Origin of the sequence: uncultured Roseobacter sp., from assembly GCF_947493125.1 — a bacterium.
Classification (GTDB): domain Bacteria; phylum Pseudomonadota; class Alphaproteobacteria; order Rhodobacterales; family Rhodobacteraceae; genus Roseobacter.
In genome coordinates, this window is record NZ_CANLQB010000005.1 from 205,175 (window position 1) to 224,337 (window position 19,163).

A 19,163-nucleotide genomic window follows, 5' to 3' on the forward strand; every position below is an offset into this window, starting at 1 on the left:
ATGGATTTGAAATAGAAAGCCCCGCCGCGTCGGCGGCGGGGATGATGTGACGTCTTGCAGACTTACTCCGCGGTCAACAGAGGGGGTTTGTCCCCTGACAGCCGCGGCTTATCGGGGCCTTCGATTTTCAGATCGATCTCGCCGGCCTTGATGCCCACCTTGACGATCCCGCCTTTGGCCAGCTTGCCGAAGAGCAGATCCTCTGCCAATGGCTTCTTGATATGCTCCTGGATCACACGGCCCAGCGGACGCGCGCCCATCTTGCTGTCATAGCCTTTGTCGGCCAGCCATTCAGCCGCAGGTTTGGTCAGCTCGATGGTCACGTTGCGATCCATCAGCTGGGCTTCCAGCTGCAGCACGAACTTCTCCACCACCCGCAGGATGACCTCTTTCGGCAGCGGCGCGAAGCTGATCACCGCATCCAGACGGTTGCGGAACTCCGGCGTGAACGTCCGCTCGATGGCGGCGGTGTCCTCGCCTTCGCGGCGGTCGCGGCCAAAGCCGATCGCCTCTTTCGCCTGCTCCGCGGCACCTGCGTTGGACGTCATGATCAGCACCACATTGCGGAAGTCCACCGTGCGCCCGTTGTGGTCGGTCAGCTTGCCGTGGTCCATCACCTGCAACAGAATGTTGTAGACATCCGGGTGCGCTTTTTCCATCTCGTCGAGCAGCAGCACACAATGCGGATGCTGGTCCACACCGTCCGTCAGCATGCCGCCCTGGTCGAAGCCGACATAGCCCGGGGGCGCGCCGATCAGGCGGCTGACCGCGTGCTTCTCCATATACTCCGACATGTCGAAGCGCAGCAGCTCGACGCCCAGCGTATCCGCGAGCTGTTTGGCCACTTCCGTCTTGCCTACACCGGTGGGACCGGCAAAGAGATAGTTGCCGATGGGCTTCTCGGGCTCACGCAGACCGGCGCGGGCCAGCTTGATCGCTGACGAGAGCGCCTCGATGGCGCTGTCCTGGCCAAAGACCACGCGTTTCAGCGAGCCTTCCAGATCTTTCAGCACCTCCGCATCGTCCTTGGAGACGTTCTTTGGCGGAATGCGGGCGATCTTCGCCACGACATTCTCGATTTCCCTGGTCCCAATGGTCTTGCGCCGTTTGGCAGCGACCACGAGATGCTGGGCCGCACCCGCCTCGTCGATCACATCAATCGCCGAATCCGGCAGCTTGCGGTCGTTGATGTAGCGCGACGCTAACTCCACGGAGGTCTTGATCGCATCCGCGGTGTATTTCACCGCGTGGTGATCCTCGAAGTACGGCTTCAACCCGCGCAGGATCTTCACTGCATCTTCCACCGAGGGTTCGTTCACGTCGATCTTCTGGAACCGGCGGCTCAGCGCGCGGTCCTTCTCGAAATGCTGACGGAATTCCTTGTAGGTGGTCGACCCCATGGTCCGCAGCTTGCCGCCCGCCAGCGCAGGTTTCAGCAGGTTCGACGCATCCATGGCGCCGCCGGATGTGGCGCCCGCGCCGATCACCGTGTGAATCTCATCAATGAAGAGCACGGCATCGTCGTGCTGCTCCAGCTCTGCCACAACCGCTTTCAGCCGCTCCTCGAAATCACCGCGATAGCGGGTTCCGGCGAGCAGCGCACCCATGTCCAGCGAATAGATGGTTGTGTTTTTAAGGACTTCAGGCGTTTCACCGGCCACAATCTGGCGTGCGAGGCCCTCGGCGATGGCGGTCTTGCCCACGCCGGGGTCGCCCACCAGCAGCGGGTTGTTTTTCCGACGGCGGCACAGCACCTGGATACAGCGCTCCACTTCCGCATCGCGCCCGATGAGAGGGTCAATATCGCCCTCGCGGGACTTGGCATTCAAGTCCACACAGTATTTCTCAAGCGCACTCTCTTTCTTCTCGCCTTCGGTGACACCCTGCGCCTCTTCCTCATGCTCCGGCGCACCAGAGACCGGGCGCTGTTCGCCGTAAGCGGGGTCCTTCGCGACCCCATGGGCAATGAAATTCACCGCGTCATAGCGCGTCATATCCTGCTCCTGCAGGAAATAGGCAGCATTGCTCTCGCGCTCGGCAAAGATTGCCACCAGCACGTTGGCACCCGTCACCTCCGTGCGCCCCGAGGACTGCACATGGATGGCCGCGCGCTGAATGACCCGCTGGAACGCGGCTGTCGGCACGGCTTCGGAGCCGTCGACATCCGTGACCAGATTGCTCAGATCCTCGTCAACGAATTCCACAAGCGTGGCGCGCAGATCGTCGATATCGACGCTGCAGGCCTTCATGACGCGCGTGGCGTCCGGCTCGTCGATCAGCGCCAGCAGCAGGTGCTCAAGCGTCGCGAATTCGTGGCGGCGGGCATTGGCCAGCGCCAGCGCAGAATGGATTGCCTGTTCCAGTGTGGTCGAAAATGAAGGCACGAGCTGTGCTCCTTCTTATCGGGGTCGGTTGGGGATCTGATTGATGCCGATCCGTAAGCCGACCATGGCCTCATAGTATTAGAGTTTGGTTGATCGCAGGCCCGCTTCAAGTTTTTTCTGCACTTTCACGGTCACAAATTGTGTGATCCCGACATGAAAGACTGCGATTTCGGCGTTAGAAGGCGTCCTTGCGGGCGCGGATTTCGGCAAAGACCTGAACATCGCTTGCGTCTGTCATGCCCAGACGGGCGCGGATGTCCGGATCTGCGGCGCGCAGAAAAGGGTTCGTGGCCATTTCAAGCGCCAGAGTGGAAGGAACGGTTGCCTCGCCCGCCGCACGGGCGGCGTCGATGGCCTTGCTCCGCGATATAAGCTCAGGATTATCCGGGTCAATGGTTAACGCAAACTTAGCATTGGACGCGGTGTATTCATGGCCCGAACAGACCGTCGTCTCGGGCGGCAGCGCCATCAGGCGGCTGAGCGAGCCCCACATCTGTTCCGCCGTGCCTTCAAAGAGCCGCCCGCACCCCAGTGCCATCAGGCTGTCTGCGGTGAAGACGGTGTCGGCCTCGGCCACGTAAAAGGCAATATGGCCGGTGGTATGGCCCGGCACATCCATCACCTGCACCGGGTGTCCGGCGAACTCAAAGCTGTCCTCACCACGGTAGGCATGATCGAGCGGGGGCAGCCGGTGCGCGTCTGCGGCACCTCCGCGCACGATCACCTCATGCGCCGCCTGAATCTCCGGCAGATCTTGCAAGTGATCCGCATGGTGATGCGTGATCCAGACCTCGCTGATCGTCCAACCCCGCGCCTCTGCCGCGGCAAGGATGGGCGCGGCCTCCGGGATGTCGACCAGGGCCGTCGCACCACTCGCTTCATCATGCAGCAGGAAGGCATAGTTGTCCGCGAGACACGGAACGGTAACGAGTTCAAGGGCCATGGCCATTCTCCCAGAGGTTTGCGACACTGCTCCCAGAGTGACCCAACACGAGACGGGCTGCAATGCATCTGGATGTGCAAGACCTGCGCAACTTCTACTACCGCTCGCAACTGGGCCGTGCCGCTCAGGCGAGCCTGCGCGGGCGCATTCTGGAGTTTTGGCCCGAGGCCAAGGGCCAGACGGTGGTGGGCTATGGCTTTGCCGCCCCGCTGCTGCGCCCCTACCTGAAGGAAGCGCGGCGGGTGATCGCGCTCATGCCCGGCCCGCAGGGGGTGATGCCCTGGCCCGCCAATATGCCCAATGTCTCCGTTCTGACGGATGAGATCTGCTGGCCGCTGGAAACAGGTCATGTGGACAAGCTGGTGATGCTGCACGGGCTTGAAACCTCGGAGCGGGCGTCGGACCTGCTGGAGGAGTGCTGGCGTGTCCTTGGCCCCGGGGGGCGGGCGCTTTTCATCGTGCCGAACCGGGCGGGCCTCTGGGCCCGGCGCGACCGCACGCCCTTTGGCTTCGGGCGGCCCTATTCGCCGGGGCAACTCGAGACCCAGCTGCGCAAGCACCAGTTCCTGCCCGAACGGCACATGGGCGCGCTCTACCAGGTCCCGTCGAGCAAACGCATCTGGATGAAAGCGGGCCCTGCCTTCGAGAAATTCGGGCGCCACGTGCCAACGATGATGGCCGGCGGTGCCTTCATGGTGGAGGCGACCAAGCTCGTCTACCCGCCGAAAGGCAAGGTGGAGCCCCTGCGCAAACTGCGTCCCTCTGCGGTGCTCGAACCCACCGCAAAGCCGGTTTAGCCATCAAACCAACCGCAAATCTGCGGCGCGGCCTGGCTCATGCGCCCAAAAACCCGCCACGGGAATCGAAAAAGGCCGCAATAATTGCGCCCAAATGCAAACTTTCTGAGACGCCAAACCGTCGCACCTTGGCCAAGCGCCTGAAAATACGGGAAAAGCGGTTCAGACGCGCTACAGTATCTCATGTTGCGGGGTCCAAGGCTCTCTGCTACATCACCGCTGATTTTGACGTCTTGAGCTATTTCAAGTCGCGCCAACACCCTCGGTGACGCGATTTTTTCGCATACCCGGGGCAAGAACATCGGAAGGGTGGACGTGTCAGAACCAGCTTCGATTTCCACGAGTATTGCCGGGCGCTACGCCACTGCGGTCTATGAGATCGCCAAGGATGGCGACGCGGTTGCCGCTCTCGAAACCGACCTAGATGCCTTGAAAACAGCGCTGAGCGAGAGCGAGGATTTTCGGTCCCTGATCCATTCCCCGATCTACTCGCGCGACGAGCAAGGCAAGGCCATCAGCGCCATCGCCGCCAAGATGGGCCTCTCGGACACCATGGCCAACACCCTGGCCCTGATGGCGCAGAACCGGCGGCTCTTCGTGCTGCCGCAACTGGTCACCACCCTGCGCGACATCATCGCCGCCGAGAAGGGCGAGGTCACCGCCGAGGTCACCTCCGCCAAGGCGCTGACCAAGACACAGGCCGAGAAGCTCGCCAAGACGCTCACGGCCTCCACCGGCAAAACCGTGACACTCGATGCAACCGTCGATGAAAGCCTCATCGGCGGTCTGATCGTCAAAGTGGGTTCGCGCATGGTCGACACCTCGATCCGCGCGAAGCTGAATTCCCTCCAGAATGCAATGAAAGAGGTCGGATAAATGGGTATCCAAGCAGCAGAGATTTCTGCGATCCTGAAGGACCAGATCAAGAACTTCGGTCAGGAAGCCGAAGTTGCCGAAGTGGGCCGCGTGCTCTCCGTCGGCGACGGCATCGCGCGCGTCTACGGTCTGGACAACGTGCAGGCCGGTGAGATGGTCGAATTTCCCGGCGGCATTCAGGGCATGGCGCTGAACCTCGAATCCGACAACGTGGGTGTGGTGATCTTCGGCTCCGACCGCGACATCAAGGAAGGCGACACCGTCAAGCGCACCAACTCCATCGTGTCGGTGCCGACCGGAGACGAACTGCTGGGCCGGGTCGTGGACGGCTTGGGCAACCCGATCGACGGCAAGGGCCCGATCAACACCTCGACCTCCTCGCAGGCGGACGTGAAGGCCCCGGGCATCATCCCGCGCAAATCCGTGCACGAGCCCATGGCAACCGGCCTCAAGGCCGTGGACTCCATGATCCCCATCGGCCGCGGCCAGCGCGAGCTAATCATCGGCGACCGTCAGACCGGCAAGACCGCCGTGGCGCTTGACGCGATCCTGAACCAGAAATCCTACAACGACGCCGCAGGCGATGACGAGAGCAAGAAGCTCTACTGCGTCTATGTCGCCGTCGGTCAGAAGCGCTCCACTGTGGCGCAGCTGGTGAAGAAGCTCGAAGAGACCGGCGCCATCGACTATTCCATCGTGGTCGCCGCCACCGCCTCCGAGCCGGCGCCGATGCAGTTTCTGGCACCATACTCCGCCACCGCGATGGCCGAGCACTTCCGCGACAATGGCCGCCACGCGCTGATCATCTACGATGACCTGTCGAAACAGGCCGTGTCCTACCGCCAGATGTCCCTGCTGCTGCGCCGTCCGCCCGGACGTGAAGCCTACCCGGGGGACGTTTTCTACCTCCACTCCCGCCTTCTGGAGCGCTCCGCGAAGCTGGGCGATGACGCGGGCAACGGCTCGCTGACCGCGCTGCCGATTATTGAGACCCAAGGCGGCGACGTGTCGGCCTTTATTCCAACCAACGTGATCTCGATCACCGACGGTCAGATCTTCCTGGAAACCGAACTCTTCTATCAGGGCATCCGCCCGGCGGTGAACACCGGTCTGTCGGTGTCCCGCGTGGGCTCGTCGGCCCAGACCAAGGCGATGTCGTCGGTCGCAGGCCCGGTGAAACTGTCGCTCGCGCAGTACCGCGAAATGGCCGCTTTTGCGCAGTTCGGCTCTGACCTCGACGCCTCCACCCAGCAGCTGCTGGCCCGTGGCGCGCGCCTGACCGAACTAATGAAGCAGCCACAGTACTCGCCGCTCACCAACGCGGAAATCGTCTGCGTGATCTTCGCGGGGACCAACGGCTATCTCGACAAGATCGACGTGAGCGAGGTGGGCCGCTTCGAGGCGGGCATGCTCGCGCACCTGCGCTCCAAGCATCAGGACCTGCTCGATGACATCACCAACAACGACCGCAAGGTGAAGGACGATCTGGCCGACGCGATCAAGGCTGCTCTCGACGAATTCGCCGCTGATTTCGCTTAAGAGGTCCGCGCAATGCCCAGTCTTAAGGATCTCAAAAACAGGATCGAGTCGGTCAAATCGACCCGCAAGATCACCAAGGCGATGCAGATGGTCGCCGCCGCGAAACTGCGCCGCGCGCAGGAAGCGGCGGAGCAGGCCCGCCCCTATACCGAGCGCTTCAATGCGGTGATGGCGCGGCTCGCCGCCTCCGTCGGCGACAGCGACACCGCGCCCAAGCTGCTCAGCGGCACGGGCAGCGACACCGTGCAGCTGCTGATCGTGATGACCTCGGAACGTGGCCTCTGCGGCGGCTTCAACTCGAACATCGCCAAGCTCGCCAAGACCCACGCGGCCAAGCTGCAAGCCGAAGGCAAGGAGGTGAAAATCCTCACCGTCGGCAAGAAGGGGCGCGACCAGCTCAAGCGCGACTACGGATCGCTCTTCATCGACCACGTGGACCTCACCGATGTGAAACGCGTGGGCTATGCGGATGCGCAGAGCATCGCCAAGGACGTGCTGGCACGGTTCGACGCGGGTGAGTTTGACGTGGCCACGCTCTTCTATTCGAAGTTCGTGAACGTGGTCAGCCAGATCCCCACCGCGCAACAGATCATCCCGGCGACGTTCGAGGACGAAGAGGAGGGCGACGAGGCCTCGACGCTCTTCGACTACGAGCCCTCAGAGGAGGCGATCCTCGCCGATCTGCTGCCGCGCGGTGTGGCCACGCAGATTTTCGCAGGTCTGCTCGAAAACGGCGCCTCCGAGCAGGGCGCGCGCATGTCCGCAATGGACAACGCGACCCGCAACGCAGGCGAGATGATCGACCAGCTGACCATCGAGTTCAACCGCTCGCGTCAGGCTGTGATCACCAACGAGCTGATCGAGATTATTTCCGGCGCGGAAGCGCTCTAAAGACAACCGGAGAAACGACATGGCAAATGCAGTCGGCAAAGTAACGCAAGTCATCGGCGCGGTCGTTGACGTTCAGTTCGAGGATCACCTGCCGGAGATCCTCAACGCGCTGGAAACGGACAACAACGGCAACCGCCTCGTGCTCGAAGTGGCCCAGCACCTCGGCGAGAACACGGTGCGCACCATCGCGATGGACAGCTCCGAAGGCCTCGTGCGCGGTCAGAAGGTCACCGACACCGGCGGCCCGATCTCGATCCCTGTCGGGAACGCCACGCTGGGTCGCATCCTGAACGTCGTGGGCGAGCCCGTGGACGAAAAAGGCCCGGTGGTTTCGGACGAAACCCGCGCGATCCACCAGCCTGCGCCCGAATTCGCCGCACAGGCCACCGAATCCGAGGTGCTGGAGACGGGCATCAAGGTGATCGACCTGCTGGCACCCTACGCCAAGGGCGGCAAGATCGGCCTCTTCGGCGGCGCCGGTGTGGGCAAGACGGTTCTGATCATGGAGCTGATCAACAACATCGCGAAGGTGCACTCGGGCTACTCCGTGTTCGCCGGCGTGGGCGAGCGGACCCGCGAGGGCAACGACCTCTACCACGAGATGATCGAATCCAACGTGATCAAGCCGGACAACCTCGAGGAAAGCCAGGTGGCGCTGGTCTACGGCCAGATGAACGAGCCTCCCGGAGCGCGCGCCCGTGTGGCCCTGACCGGTCTGACCCTGGCCGAGCAGTTCCGCGACCAGTCGGGCACCGACGTGCTCTTCTTCGTCGACAACATCTTCCGCTTCACGCAGGCGGGCTCCGAAGTGTCCGCCCTTCTGGGGCGTATCCCGTCTGCTGTGGGCTACCAGCCGACGCTGGCCACCGACATGGGCCAGATGCAGGAGCGCATCACCTCCACCAAAGCGGGCTCCATCACCTCGATTCAGGCCGTCTACGTGCCTGCGGACGACCTCACCGACCCCGCGCCTGCGACCACCTTTGCGCACCTCGACGCCACAACCGTGCTGTCGCGCGCGATCTCCGAGCTGGGCATCTACCCCGCCGTGGACCCGCTCGACTCTACATCCCGCCTGATGGATCCGGGCATCGTGGGCGACGAGCACTACAAGGTCGCCCGCGACGTGCAGGGGATCCTCCAGCGCTACAAATCGCTGCAGGACATCATTGCGATCCTCGGCATGGACGAGCTCTCCGAAGAGGACAAGCTCACCGTGGCCCGTGCCCGCAAGATCCAGCGCTTCCTCAGCCAGCCCTTCGACGTGGCCAAGGTCTTCACCGGCTCCGACGGGGTGCAGGTGCCTCTGACCGAGACCATCGAGAGCTTCAAGGCGGTTGTGGCCGGTGAATACGACCACCTGCCCGAGGGCGCCTTCTACATGGTCGGCGGCATCGAGGAAGTGAAAGCCAAAGCCGAGAAAATGGCGGCCGACGCCGCCTGAGGAGGCCCCTGATGGCAGACACAACCCAATTCGATCTGGTCTCGCCCGAGCGGCGGCTGGCTTCCGCCGCCGTCACCTCCGTGCAGATCCCGGGCGCGGACGGCGACATGACGGCGATGGCGGGCCACGCGCCCACCATCACCACCCTGCGCCCCGGTGTGCTGAGCACCGAAGGGCCCGACGGCACCTCCGACTATGTGGTCACCGGCGGGTTCGCCGAGATCACCGCCGAGGGCGTCACCGTGCTGGCCGAGCGCGCCATGCCGAAATCCGAGGTCACCGCCGACGATATGGCAGCCTTGATCAAGGAAGCCGAGGACGCGCTGGCGCAGGCCAAGGACACCTTCAAAAACGAGCCGGGCCCCGTCGATGACGCGGCCAAGCTGCTCGCCGACATGGTGGCCGTGGGCGATCACATCCGCGTCTGATCCCGCGCCGTAGCAAAGTTCAGGAGGCCCCTGCAGCGCCGGGGGCGTCTTGCGTCTCGCGGTCCTTGCGCGCCGTCTGGCGCAGCCAGGCCATGAAGGTGCGCAGATGCGGTGTGCTGCGCCCCGGCACCGTCACCATGTGATAGCCCAACCCGTTGTCCTTCAGCTCAAACAGCTTCACCAATTGCCCGCTGCGCACGTCCCGCTCGACGATCGAACTGGGCTGCACCGTCACCCCAAGCCCCGCCAGCGCCGCTGAGAGCGCCAGATCGTTGGTGCTCAGCAAGGTCACATCCAGCTCCGCCAGATCAATGCCTTCGCCCTCCAGCACCCGGTGCTGCTCGCGCTCATAGCTGTCCATGACCCAGGGCAGGTCGGTCAGGTCCCGCAGGCTGCGCACCTCGCGTCCGGCGATCAGGTCGGGATGCGCCACCGCGCAATACCGCGCCGCCGTCAGCATCTCTGCCTCCAGCTTCGGCCAGTCGCCCGCGCCATAGCGCACACCCATGTCGAACCCCTCCTGCCGCAGGTCCATGACCGAACAGCTGGGGTTGATGTTCACCTGGATCTCCGGGTGCTTGGTCCAGAACTCGCCGATGCGCGGCATCAGCCAGCTGCCCGCAAACCCCGGCGTCACGGTGATATTGATCGGGCGGTCCGCATTGCGGTCGCGCAGGTCGCCCACGGCCTCGGCGATGGTCTGAAACCCGTCGCCCAAGCGCTCCGCCAGCGCACGCCCCGCCGCCGTCGCCGCCACACCGCGCCCCTGCCGCACCAAAAGGCTGTCCGCGAACTCCTGCTCCAGCGCACGCACATGCTGCGCCACTGCCGCGTGTGTGACATTCAACTCGCGCGCTGCCGCACTCAGGCTCTGATGCCGCGCGGCTGCCTCAAAGGCCCGCAGCGCGGCAAGCGAAGGGATGTGGTGCCAATCCATACTATTAGCTCAACTTACATATAAAAAATCATATTGCTTTGCCGTCTGGTCCTTCTCGTACCTATGTTGACTCAACACAGATGAATCAGGAGGCTGACATGTTCGCCATACTTTCAGATACGATCAGAATTGCAACCCAGCAGGACGCCTGGAGCAGCCGCCGCGACTATCCAGAGGTCAACGGGCTGATGTCGGAGATGGAGCGCCGCACAGGGCGCAGAACAGGCCGGTGGGCACACTCTGACGGTCGCACGCGGCGGTGAGGCGCGCGCAGCGTGACGGGCCGACTGAGCGGTGAGGTGTTACTCGACGGTGTCGATGTAAAGCTTCACCGCCGCGTACCAATCCGCATAGGCGCGGATCTCCGCGTCGGTCAGCTCCGCTGCAATCCCGCTCATCACCTCATGCGTGCGCTTGCCCGAGCGAAACGCCTTGAGCTGCGTGTCGATGTAGATGTTGGTCTCGCCGGCAAGGTTCGGCACGTCCTCGGCCAGATGCATGCCATCCGCGCCATGACAGGCCACGCAGAGCTCCGGCGCGCCTGCGGGGTCCGCGGTCAGTTCGGCCCGGGCCGTATGTCCTCCATACCAGGCGGCCAGGTCGGCGATCTGCTGGTCACTGAGGTTCGCGGCCACGATGGTCATCATCTCGTGCTCGCGTGTGCCATCCCGAAAGGCGGTGAGCTGGTCGCGCAGATAAGCCTCGGGCTCGCCGCCGATATGCGGCGCGATCGGGATCGCGGCATAGCCGTCCGCGCCGTGACAGGTGCGGCATTGGCCGGAAATCTTGCGCCCTGCGTCACGGTCGCCCACGATGTCCGCCGCGAGGGGTCCGGCGCACAAAAGCGCGCCGGACAGGGCCATCAAAAGCCTCACCGTGCGTACGCGATGCGCCAGATCGCACCCGCGAAGTCATCGGAGACCAGCATAGACCCGTCCTTCAGGAAGGCGATGTCCATGGGGCGCCCCCGGTACTCGCCCGTCTCCTCGTTGAGCCAGCCATCCGCAAAGACCTGCGCCTCGACCGCATCGCCGGTCTCGGGATCAAGCGCCGTGAACATCACCCGCGCGCCCACCGGCGTTGTGCGGTTCCACGAGCCGTGCTGCGCCCAGAAGATGCCGCCCTGATAGGCGTCCGGGAAGCTCGAGCCTTCGTAGAACTTCATGCCCAGATCCGCCGCATGCGCGGTCAGCTCCAGCTGCGGCTCGACGAAACTCACACCCTCGGGGCGTGGATGGTCTGCCTCGGACATGATCTCCACGCGGCTGTTGGTCCAGGGGAAGCCGAAGTGCTGGCCCGCCTCGGTCTGGCGGTTCAGCTCGCCCGGCGGGATATCATCACCCATGCCGTCGACCTGGTTGTCGGTCCACCACAGCTCGCCTGTCTCGGGGTGGAAGTCCTGCCCCACCGAGTTGCGCACCCCGCGGGTGAAGACCTCGCGGCCCGTGCCGTCGGTGTTGATCCGGATGATGCCGCCGATGCCGATCTTGTCGTACATCTCGACCTTCTCCGCCGGCTGCACGTTGTAGGGCTGACCGAGCGAGATATAGAGCTTGCCGTCCGGACCCACGTCACAGACGCGCGCGGTGTGGTTGAAGCTTTCTTCTTCAACGGGCACGAGATCACCCTGCTCGACCACGACGGCAACCGCCGGGTCGGGCCCTTCAAAGAAGAATTCCGCCGCGGGGAAGTTCAGCACCCGGTTGCGCTCGGCAATGAACAGGAAGCCGTCCTTCGAGAAACACGGCCCATTGGGAATGTCGAAGGTGATCGAGGGCGCAAAATCCTTGACCTCATCCGCGACCCGGTTGCGGTCGCGGTCCACCACGGACCAGACCTTGTCCTTGCGGGTGCCCACAAAGGTCACCGTGCCTTGCGGCGCCACCGCCATGGAGCGCGCATCGGGCACCACCGCATAGAGGCTGACCTCGAAGCCGTCCGGCACATTGATATGCGGAATGATCTCCTTCAGCGCGTCGGCCCGGTCCCCGCTCTGATCTATGTGCGTAAACGTCGCATCCGTGCGCTGCATGTTGGACAGTTTGTCCATATTGTCCTGCGCGAAGGCCGTACCGGCCAGCGCCACGCCGAGTGCCGCACCCGTGGCGTATTGAATCACAGTCATAAATTCCTCCCAGATTTTGTGTGATAGTCCCCGCTCGTTTGGTTCAGCCCCCCGTCGACTGCCATCCGGCGATAACAGCAACAATGACAAAAGCTGTCAACAACCGCCGCGTGTGAGCAGCGCGCGCCGGGTTCAGACTTTGGTCGCAAAGAGGGGGTCAGCGGCCGGATAATCGCCGGTGCAGACAAATCCACCGACGTAATACCGACGTCATACCGACGCGATACAGACAGGCCAAAATGCCTTCTTTTCATGCGGGGTTGGGGCCGACAGCCGAATGTCCCGCGCCGCAGGCTCCAGCCGTTGCGCGTGCGGTCGGTTTACTCTGCCGCGTAGGTGCCGTCGTAGATCGGGCTGAGGGTCTCCGCCTCGAAGAGCGAGGAGACCGAGGTGCCGCTCCAGATATTGAGGATGGCCTGCGCGAAAACCGGGGCAGTTGGTACCACACGGATGTTGCGCGCCTTCTGGACCGCTTCCGTCGGCGCGATGGTATCGGTGATGACCAGCGACTTCATCACCGAGTTCGTCACCCGCTCCACCGCCGGGCCCGACAGGATGCCGTGGGTGATGTAGGAATGCACTTCCTTGGCCCCGTTCTCGATCAGGACCTCCGCCGCCTTGCAGAGGGTGCCCGCGGTGTCGCACATGTCATCCACGATCAGGCAGGTTTTCCCGCTCACATCCCCGATCACGGTCATCTCCGCCACCTCGCCGGGCTTTTCGCGGCGCTTGTCCACGATGGCCAGCGGCGAGTTGATCCGCTTGGCCAGCTCGCGCGCGCGGGCCACGCCGCCCACGTCCGGAGAGACAACCATCAGCTCGCCCATACGTTTCTTGAACGTCGTCTGGATATCCAGCGCAAAGATCGGCGAGGCATAGAGGTTGTCCACCGGAATGTCGAAAAACCCTTGAATCTGAGCGGCATGCAAGTCCATTGTCAGCACCCGCTCGATGCCGGTGCCCACCAGCATATTGGCCACCAGCTTGGCGGTGATGGGCGTGCGCGCCTTGGTGCGCCGGTCCTGCCGGGCATAACCGAAATAGGGCAGCACCGCCGTGACCCGCGCCGCCGAGGAGCGCCGCAGCGCGTCCGCCATGATCAGCAATTCCATCAGGTTGTCATTGGCCGGGTTCGAGGTCGACTGCAGGATGAACATGTCCTCGCCGCGCACATTCTCGAAGACCTCGACGAAAATCTCGCCATCGTTGAACCGCTCGACCCGCGCGTCGACCAATCCCACCTGCTTGCCCCGGTGCATCGACATGCGCCGCGCAATCGCTGTCGCCAGAGGCATATTGGCATTACCAGCGATCAGCTTGGGTTCTTGGACGTGGGGCATGGGGATTTCCTGGAGCGCAGCTGGAGAGAGAATTGTGACAGATTCGTGATGTTGACTCCCCCTACCACGGCCTTACCAATCGGCAAAGAACCTCGCACCTGTCAGGAGCCGCAAAATGGCGCATATTGATCTCTTTTTCTCCACGCTCTCCCCCTACGCCTACCTGGCCGGGAATCGGGCCGAGGCGGTGGCCGCCAAACACGGCGCAACCCTGACCTACAAACCCTTCGACATTATGGCGCTCTTCCCGCGCACCGGTGGCACACCGCCGAAGGACCGGCACGCGTCCCGCGTCGAATATCGCGCGCAGGAGCTGGTCCGGCAGGCCAAGAAGCTGAAGATGCCCTTCAACCTCAAACCCGCGCATTGGCCGACCAATGGCGCGCCCTCCTCCTATGCCTTCATCGCTGCGCAGACCGCTGGCGGCGGCGATCTGGGCAAACTCATGCACGCGATCTGTCGCGCGGTCTGGGCCGAGGACAAGGACATCGCCGACGACGCCGTGGTCCGGGCGTGCCTGGAGGAGGCGGGCTTTGATCCCGGCCTCGCCGACAGCGGCCTTTTGCAGGGCGCCGAGACCTATGCGGCCAACCTCGAAGAGGCGGTGGAGCGCGGCGTCTTCGGCGCGCCGTTCTACATCACCGATGATGGCCAGCGCTTCTGGGGTCAGGACCGGATCGAGGACCTCGACCTGCATCTCTCCGGAGCTTTGTGAGCGTAGCTCCCCACACCCACGTCCGGCGCTTCGGAGCAGGGCCGCAGGACGCTCTGGCCCTTCACTGCACGCTCGCGCATTCGGGTGCGTGGCGCGGCCTGGGCGCCGCGCTTTCGGATTGTTTGACGCTGCACGCCATGGACCTGCCCGGGCATGGTCAAAGCGCCGATTTTGACCCGGCGCACGATCTGCACGATCAATGCACGGCGGCTGCGCTCAGGCAGCTTGACGCACCGATGCACGTGATCGGCCATTCCTTTGGCGCCACGGTGGCGCTGCGCCTGGCGGTCGAGCGCCCGGATCTGCTGCGCAGCCTCACCCTGATCGAACCCGTGTTCTTCGCCGCCGCCCTCGCCGATGCGCCGGATCGGATGGCCGCGCATGAGCGCGAGGCGCAGCCCTATTTTGACGCGCTGGCCGCCGGCGATCACCGTCTCGCGGCCCGGCTTTTCAACCGGTTCTGGGGCGATGGCACGCGCTGGGACGATATGCCCGCGAGCACGCAGGACTATCTGGCCAAGCGGGTGCATCTGGTGCCTGCGCAGGCCTCCGGCATCATCAAGGACCATCCGGGCCTGATGGCTCCCGGCGCACTGGATCGCGTCGCGATGCCGACCCTGCTGATCGAAGGCGATCAGACTGCCGATGTCATCGATGCGGTCCATACCAGCCTGGCCCGCCGCCTGCCTGACGCGCGCCGCGTCCGGATCCCCGGGGCCGGGCATATGGCGCCGCTCACGCATCCCGGGCAGGTCGCGCGCGAGATCCGGTCACTTGTCGAAATGGCTGAGGAATAGGTCGATCTGTTCCGCAGTGATCGACCAGTCACAGACCAACCGCGCGGTCAGCATCTCGTCCCGGTCCGCGCCCTCCAGCGCCCCCTCCCAGACATAGTACCGCGCGCCTGCCTCATGCAGCCGTTGGTGAACACCGCGCGGGAAACGCGCAAAGATCATATTGGCCTGGGGCGGATGCACGAACTCCGCGCCGCGCGCCTCCAGCCCGGTCGCCAGCCGCGCGCAATTCGCATTGGCGGACCGGGCGGCGTCCAGCCATGCACCGTCCTGCAGATACCCCGCCATCTGTGCCGACAGATAGCGATGCTTGGAGAACAGATGCGCCCCGCGCTTGCGCCGCAACTCGAACTCCCAGGCTTTCTCCGCGTCAAAGAACACCACAGCCTCAACCCCAAGACAGCCGTTCTTGGTCCCCCCGAAGCTCACCACATCGACACCGGCCCTCCAGGTCATCTCCGCCGGGGTGCAGCCCAACGCGACCAGCGCATTGGCAAAGCGCGCGCCATCCAGATGCACCGGCAGGCCGAAGTCCTTGGCCACCGTCGTCAGCGCACCCAGCTCATCGAGGGTGTAGACCTGCCCGCGTTCGGTCACCTGCGTGATCGACACCGGACCCCGCTGCGGCCCGTGCACCCCGCGCACCTCTTCGGCAGCGATCCGGGCACGCAGGGCCGCGGGCGTCATCTTGTCCCCGCCCGCCACCAGGCTCAGCTTGGCGCCGCCGCTGTAGAACTCCGGCGCGTTACACTCGTCCTCCTGCACATGCGCGACCTCGGAGCAGAAGACGGTCTGCCACGGCTGGGCATAGCAGGCCAGCGCGAGCACATTGGCCGCCGTGCCGGTGGCCACCAGATAAACCGCGGCCTCAGGCGCCTCGAAGGCCGCGCGCAGGCCAGCGCGCACCTCGTCCATGATCTCATCCGCGCCATATGGCATCGCATAGCCCGCGTTGGCGTCGGTCACGCGCTGCATCACGCCGGGCAGGGCAGGGCCCGCGTTGTCCGAGGCAAAGAACATCAGACGGGCTCCTCGATGACATGCTCTTCCCAGTCATCTTCGGGCACATCGAACTCGCTCAGCGTCCAGCCCTGCACTGACACGCCCGCGTCATGCACCGATTGCGCCGTGCCGCTGATCAGCGGGTGCCAGTCGGGCAGGGGCTTGCCTTCCCAAAGCAGCCGGTAGGCACAGGTTTTGGGCATCCAATAGGCGTGGGTGTCGAGATTGTCCGGCTTCAACACGATGCAATCGGGCACGAACTGATGCCGGTTCTCGTAATGCGCGCAGCGGCAGGTGGTGTCATCAAGCAGACGGCAGGCGATCCGCGTGAGCGCCACGCGCCCGCTGTCCTCATCCTCGAGCTTGTTCAGGCAACACTTGCCACAGCCGTCACACAGCGCCTCCCACTCGCGTTGGCTCATCTTCGCCAGCGGCTTGCGCTCCCAGAACCTCTGTCCAAGCCCATCCCGGTCAATCGGATCGCTCACAGCGCCTCCAGGATCTTGCGCGCCTGCGCGCTGTCCGCATCCATCTGCGCGATCAGAGCCTCGAGGTTGTCGAATGTCTCCTCCGGGCGCAGGTGCTCGACAAGCCCGACCGACAGCGGGGTGCCATAGAGATCGCCTTTGAAATCGAAGATGAAGGTCTCCAGATTGGGCCGGTTCTCCCCGAACATCGGGCGCACGCCGAGCGACGCGACACCGTGATAGCTGCCGGTGTGCGGCCCCTCCAGCACGTCGGCCAGCACAGCGTAGACGCCGAAGGCCGGCGGGTGCAGCCCCTCGATGGACATATTCGCGGTGGGATACCCCAACTCGCGCCCGCGCTGCTCGCCACTGATCACCGGGCCCTCGATCCGGTGCCAGTGGCCCAGCATCTCGGCTGCCAGCGCCGGGTTTCCGTCGCTCAGCGCGTGCCGGATCGCAGTGGAGGAGACGGTCTTGTCCGTATGGGCCATCAGCGGGGCGATGGTCACGCCAAAGCCCAACTCCGCGCCAAAGGTCTGCAGATGCTGCGCCGTCCCTGCGCGCGCCTTTCCAAAGCAGAAGTCCGCCCCCACGATCACATGGCGCAGGCCAAGCCCGTCGGCGATCACACGCTGTGCGAAGTCCTCGGGCGCGAGGGCGGCAAGGGCCGCGTTGAAATTCAACTCATAGAGCCGCTCCACCCCCAGCTTTTCCAACCGGCTGGCCCGGGCGTCGCGCCCCATCAGCCGAAAGGCCGGGGCGTTTGGTGCGAAGAAGCTGCGCGGATGCGGCTCGAAGGTCACGATGCCGAGCGGGGCCTCAGGCTCGGCCTGCCGCGCCAGGTCGATGACCGATTGGTGCCCCAGATGCACGCCGTCGAAATTTCCGATTGCGGCACTGGCACCGCGATCTTCCGGCGCCACGAATTGGAAATCTCGGATAATCCTCATGCCGCTGTGCGTAGCGCCCGTGGGCGTCCGACGCAAGCAGCGTACGGTGGGTTAACCCATGCGCGGCTGCGATCGTGTAAGGTTCAGTCGAACTTGCGGGACGGTGCCATCACGGTTGCTTCGCCAACAAGCACCTTCTTGCCGTCGACCTCGCAATGACAATCGAGCTTCACGCGGCGCCTGGACATATCAATGTCGATGACCTTGACTTCCGCATGCACCAGATCGCCGGGGCGGACAGGCGCGAGGAACTTGAGCGACTGGCCCATGTAGACCGTCCCGTGGCCCGGAAGCTGCTCGCCGATCACCGCGGAGATGAGACCGGCGGTCAGCATGCCGTGGGCGATACGGCCTTCAAAGATCGTGTCGCGGGCGTAATCATCATCGAGGTGCACCGGGTTCCGGTCGGTCGAGATCTGCGCAAACATCTCGATGTCTTCGTCGGTCACCACCTTCTGGAGATAGCGTGACATCCCCATTTCGATGTCTTCGATGCAGATGGTTCCGCGCGGCAGATTGTCCAACATGATGACCCTTCCGGTAATTTTCTAATCATTACGCCGTAATCGTTGAAACTTAATTACTTTGCAATTGCAGAAAATCAAGTGAAAAATAGGTCAGCGCAGGTACCCTATTGCATAGGTCGGGCTCGACATTTCCTCTTTAAGGTAAGCGCTTAGCGCATCTGGGTCGGGTTGGGTGCGCGTCTTTGTTTCCGCCGCTGCCAGCCCGCCGGAGATAAACAGCGAATCGATATCCTCGCCCATGGCCCCGGCGATGTCGGTCAGGACACCATCGCCGATGGCTAGTATCCGACTGTCCGGCACATCCACACCGAGCGCTGAGAGCCGCCGTCGCGCCAGATCATAGATCGGCGGGTGCGGCTTTCCGAAATAGAGGCTCTCGCCGCCCATCTCCGTATAGAGCTGCGCCAACGCGCCCGCGCACCACTCGCGCTGCTCCCCCCTGTCCACAATGATGTCAGGGTTGGCGCAGAGCAGCTTGAGCCCGCGCTGCTTGGCCATCAGGAACTCCGGCCGCATCACTGCCGGGTCCGCCAACGGGTCGCGCGGGCCGGTGCAGACAATCCCCTCGGCCTCCTCCAGCGGGACCGCCCGCACCTCAACCGGGTTCTGCACGACACCGATGGGCTCAAAGAACCGCTCGTCGCCCGGATAGCCGATGTGCCAGACCTTCTCCCCCACCACACCACGAAACATGGCCGAGCGCGCGCTGTCGCCGGAGGTGGCAATCGTATCCCAGCTGTCCTCGGGCACATTGAACGCGGTGAGCTGCTTCTCGACCCCCGCGCGAGGGCGCGGTGAGTTGGTCACCAGCACCACCTTGCCGCCGCTCTCGCGATAGGCCTTGAGCGCCGCAACAGCCTCGGGCAGGGCGCTCACCCCGTTGTGCACGCAGCCCCAGAGATCGACGAAGAGCGCGTCATATTGCGCGGCGATCTCGGACAGATGGGTGATGATACGGGTCATGAGGGCTCCTTCAGAGACGGTCAGGGCCCACCGGCCCGCGG

Annotated in this window: 20 protein-coding genes; 9 read left to right on the forward strand and 11 right to left on the reverse strand. The window is 64.0% G+C overall.

What is annotated here, in order from left to right:
• Positions 1 to 62: 62 nt before the first annotated feature.
• The gene (clpA, locus tag Q1A71_RS12455) at positions 63 to 2,384 is read right to left on the reverse strand and encodes an ATP-dependent Clp protease ATP-binding subunit ClpA (RefSeq protein WP_299676306.1); all 2,322 of its coding nucleotides are present in this window, start codon (positions 2,382 to 2,384) and stop codon (positions 63 to 65) included.
• Between the two features lie 175 nt (positions 2,385 to 2,559).
• Positions 2,560 to 3,327: a hydroxyacylglutathione hydrolase gene (gloB, locus tag Q1A71_RS12460; RefSeq protein ID WP_299676310.1), complete on the reverse strand. Its 768-nt coding sequence runs from the start codon at positions 3,325 to 3,327 to the stop codon at positions 2,560 to 2,562.
• Positions 3,328 to 3,389: 62 nt separating this feature from the next.
• On the opposite strand from gloB, the gene Q1A71_RS12465 reads away from it, so the two are divergent.
• The 6 genes from Q1A71_RS12465 (at position 3,390) to Q1A71_RS12490 (ending at position 9,302) form a co-directional block, all read left to right on the forward strand.
• Positions 3,390 to 4,124, forward strand: coding sequence for a methyltransferase domain-containing protein (locus Q1A71_RS12465; RefSeq protein WP_299676313.1), 735 nt, complete (start codon positions 3,390 to 3,392; stop codon positions 4,122 to 4,124).
• A gap of 315 nt (positions 4,125 to 4,439) precedes the next feature.
• On the forward strand, positions 4,440 to 5,000 hold the full coding sequence (locus Q1A71_RS12470; protein WP_299676316.1) for a F0F1 ATP synthase subunit delta: 561 nt from the start codon (positions 4,440 to 4,442) through the stop codon (positions 4,998 to 5,000).
• Positions 5,001 to 6,539 (forward strand): F0F1 ATP synthase subunit alpha, encoded by a 1,539-nt coding sequence (atpA, locus tag Q1A71_RS12475; protein ID WP_299676319.1) that lies wholly within the window; start codon positions 5,001 to 5,003, stop codon positions 6,537 to 6,539.
• A gap of 12 nt (positions 6,540 to 6,551) precedes the next feature.
• Positions 6,552 to 7,430 carry a F0F1 ATP synthase subunit gamma gene (locus Q1A71_RS12480; protein WP_299676321.1) on the forward strand — a complete coding sequence of 293 codons (879 nt, stop codon included), beginning with the start codon at positions 6,552 to 6,554 and terminating at the stop codon, positions 7,428 to 7,430.
• Positions 7,431 to 7,449: 19 nt separating this feature from the next.
• Complete coding sequence (gene atpD, locus Q1A71_RS12485; protein WP_299676323.1) at positions 7,450 to 8,874, forward strand: F0F1 ATP synthase subunit beta; 1,425 nt, start codon at positions 7,450 to 7,452, stop codon at positions 8,872 to 8,874.
• Between the two features lie 11 nt (positions 8,875 to 8,885).
• Positions 8,886 to 9,302, forward strand: a complete 417-nt coding sequence (locus Q1A71_RS12490; protein WP_299676325.1) for a F0F1 ATP synthase subunit epsilon — start codon at positions 8,886 to 8,888, stop codon at positions 9,300 to 9,302.
• A gap of 19 nt (positions 9,303 to 9,321) precedes the next feature.
• Here the strand turns inward: Q1A71_RS12490 and Q1A71_RS12495 are convergent, their stop codons facing one another.
• A complete protein-coding gene (locus Q1A71_RS12495) occupies positions 9,322 to 10,239 on the reverse strand; it encodes a LysR family transcriptional regulator (RefSeq protein ID WP_299676327.1) in 918 nt (305 codons plus the stop codon).
• Positions 10,240 to 10,337: 98 nt separating this feature from the next.
• Between Q1A71_RS12495 and Q1A71_RS12500 the strand changes: the two genes are divergently transcribed.
• Complete coding sequence (locus Q1A71_RS12500; RefSeq protein ID WP_299676329.1) at positions 10,338 to 10,502, forward strand: hypothetical protein; 165 nt, start codon at positions 10,338 to 10,340, stop codon at positions 10,500 to 10,502.
• Positions 10,503 to 10,541: 39 nt separating this feature from the next.
• Here Q1A71_RS12500 and Q1A71_RS12505 read toward each other — a convergent pair whose 3' ends face one another.
• The 3 genes from Q1A71_RS12505 to Q1A71_RS12515 form a co-directional block, all read right to left on the reverse strand.
• On the reverse strand, positions 10,542 to 11,102 hold the full coding sequence (locus Q1A71_RS12505) for a c-type cytochrome (RefSeq protein WP_299676332.1): 561 nt from the start codon (positions 11,100 to 11,102) through the stop codon (positions 10,542 to 10,544).
• A gap of 8 nt (positions 11,103 to 11,110) precedes the next feature.
• Positions 11,111 to 12,289: a PQQ-dependent sugar dehydrogenase gene (locus Q1A71_RS12510; protein ID WP_299677028.1), complete on the reverse strand. Its 1,179-nt coding sequence runs from the start codon at positions 12,287 to 12,289 to the stop codon at positions 11,111 to 11,113.
• A 395-nt stretch (positions 12,290 to 12,684) separates the two neighbouring features.
• Positions 12,685 to 13,704 carry a ribose-phosphate pyrophosphokinase gene (locus Q1A71_RS12515; protein ID WP_299676335.1) on the reverse strand — a complete coding sequence of 340 codons (1,020 nt, stop codon included), beginning with the start codon at positions 13,702 to 13,704 and terminating at the stop codon, positions 12,685 to 12,687.
• Positions 13,705 to 13,819: 115 nt separating this feature from the next.
• Between Q1A71_RS12515 and Q1A71_RS12520 the strand changes: the two genes are divergently transcribed.
• Together Q1A71_RS12520 and Q1A71_RS12525 are read left to right on the forward strand one after the other, a co-directional pair.
• Complete coding sequence (locus Q1A71_RS12520) at positions 13,820 to 14,419, forward strand: 2-hydroxychromene-2-carboxylate isomerase (RefSeq protein ID WP_299676338.1); 600 nt, start codon at positions 13,820 to 13,822, stop codon at positions 14,417 to 14,419.
• Complete coding sequence (locus Q1A71_RS12525; RefSeq protein WP_299676341.1) at positions 14,416 to 15,216, forward strand: alpha/beta hydrolase; 801 nt, start codon at positions 14,416 to 14,418, stop codon at positions 15,214 to 15,216. Before Q1A71_RS12520 ends, Q1A71_RS12525 begins: the two co-directional genes overlap by 4 nt.
• On the opposite strand, the gene Q1A71_RS12530 is transcribed toward Q1A71_RS12525, so the two are convergent.
• The 5 genes from Q1A71_RS12530 to Q1A71_RS12550 all read right to left on the reverse strand — a co-directional run bounded on the left by Q1A71_RS12530 (position 15,190) and on the right by Q1A71_RS12550 (position 19,122).
• Positions 15,190 to 16,233: a beta-eliminating lyase-related protein gene (locus Q1A71_RS12530; protein WP_299676344.1), complete on the reverse strand. Its 1,044-nt coding sequence runs from the start codon at positions 16,231 to 16,233 to the stop codon at positions 15,190 to 15,192. The two genes, Q1A71_RS12525 and Q1A71_RS12530, sit on opposite strands and share 27 nt — an antisense overlap.
• Positions 16,233 to 16,703: a YcgN family cysteine cluster protein gene (locus Q1A71_RS12535; RefSeq protein ID WP_299676346.1), complete on the reverse strand. Its 471-nt coding sequence runs from the start codon at positions 16,701 to 16,703 to the stop codon at positions 16,233 to 16,235. The genes Q1A71_RS12530 and Q1A71_RS12535 overlap by 1 nt, the downstream gene beginning before the upstream one ends.
• On the reverse strand, positions 16,700 to 17,632 hold the full coding sequence (locus tag Q1A71_RS12540; protein WP_299676349.1) for a bifunctional riboflavin kinase/FAD synthetase: 933 nt from the start codon (positions 17,630 to 17,632) through the stop codon (positions 16,700 to 16,702). Before Q1A71_RS12540 ends, Q1A71_RS12535 begins: the two co-directional genes overlap by 4 nt.
• Before the next feature lie 83 nt (positions 17,633 to 17,715).
• Positions 17,716 to 18,159: a MaoC family dehydratase gene (locus tag Q1A71_RS12545; RefSeq protein ID WP_299676352.1), complete on the reverse strand. Its 444-nt coding sequence runs from the start codon at positions 18,157 to 18,159 to the stop codon at positions 17,716 to 17,718.
• 90 nt (positions 18,160 to 18,249) lie between these two features.
• Positions 18,250 to 19,122: a TIGR01459 family HAD-type hydrolase gene (locus Q1A71_RS12550; protein WP_299676355.1), complete on the reverse strand. Its 873-nt coding sequence runs from the start codon at positions 19,120 to 19,122 to the stop codon at positions 18,250 to 18,252.
• Between the last annotated feature and the right edge of the window lie 41 nt (positions 19,123 to 19,163).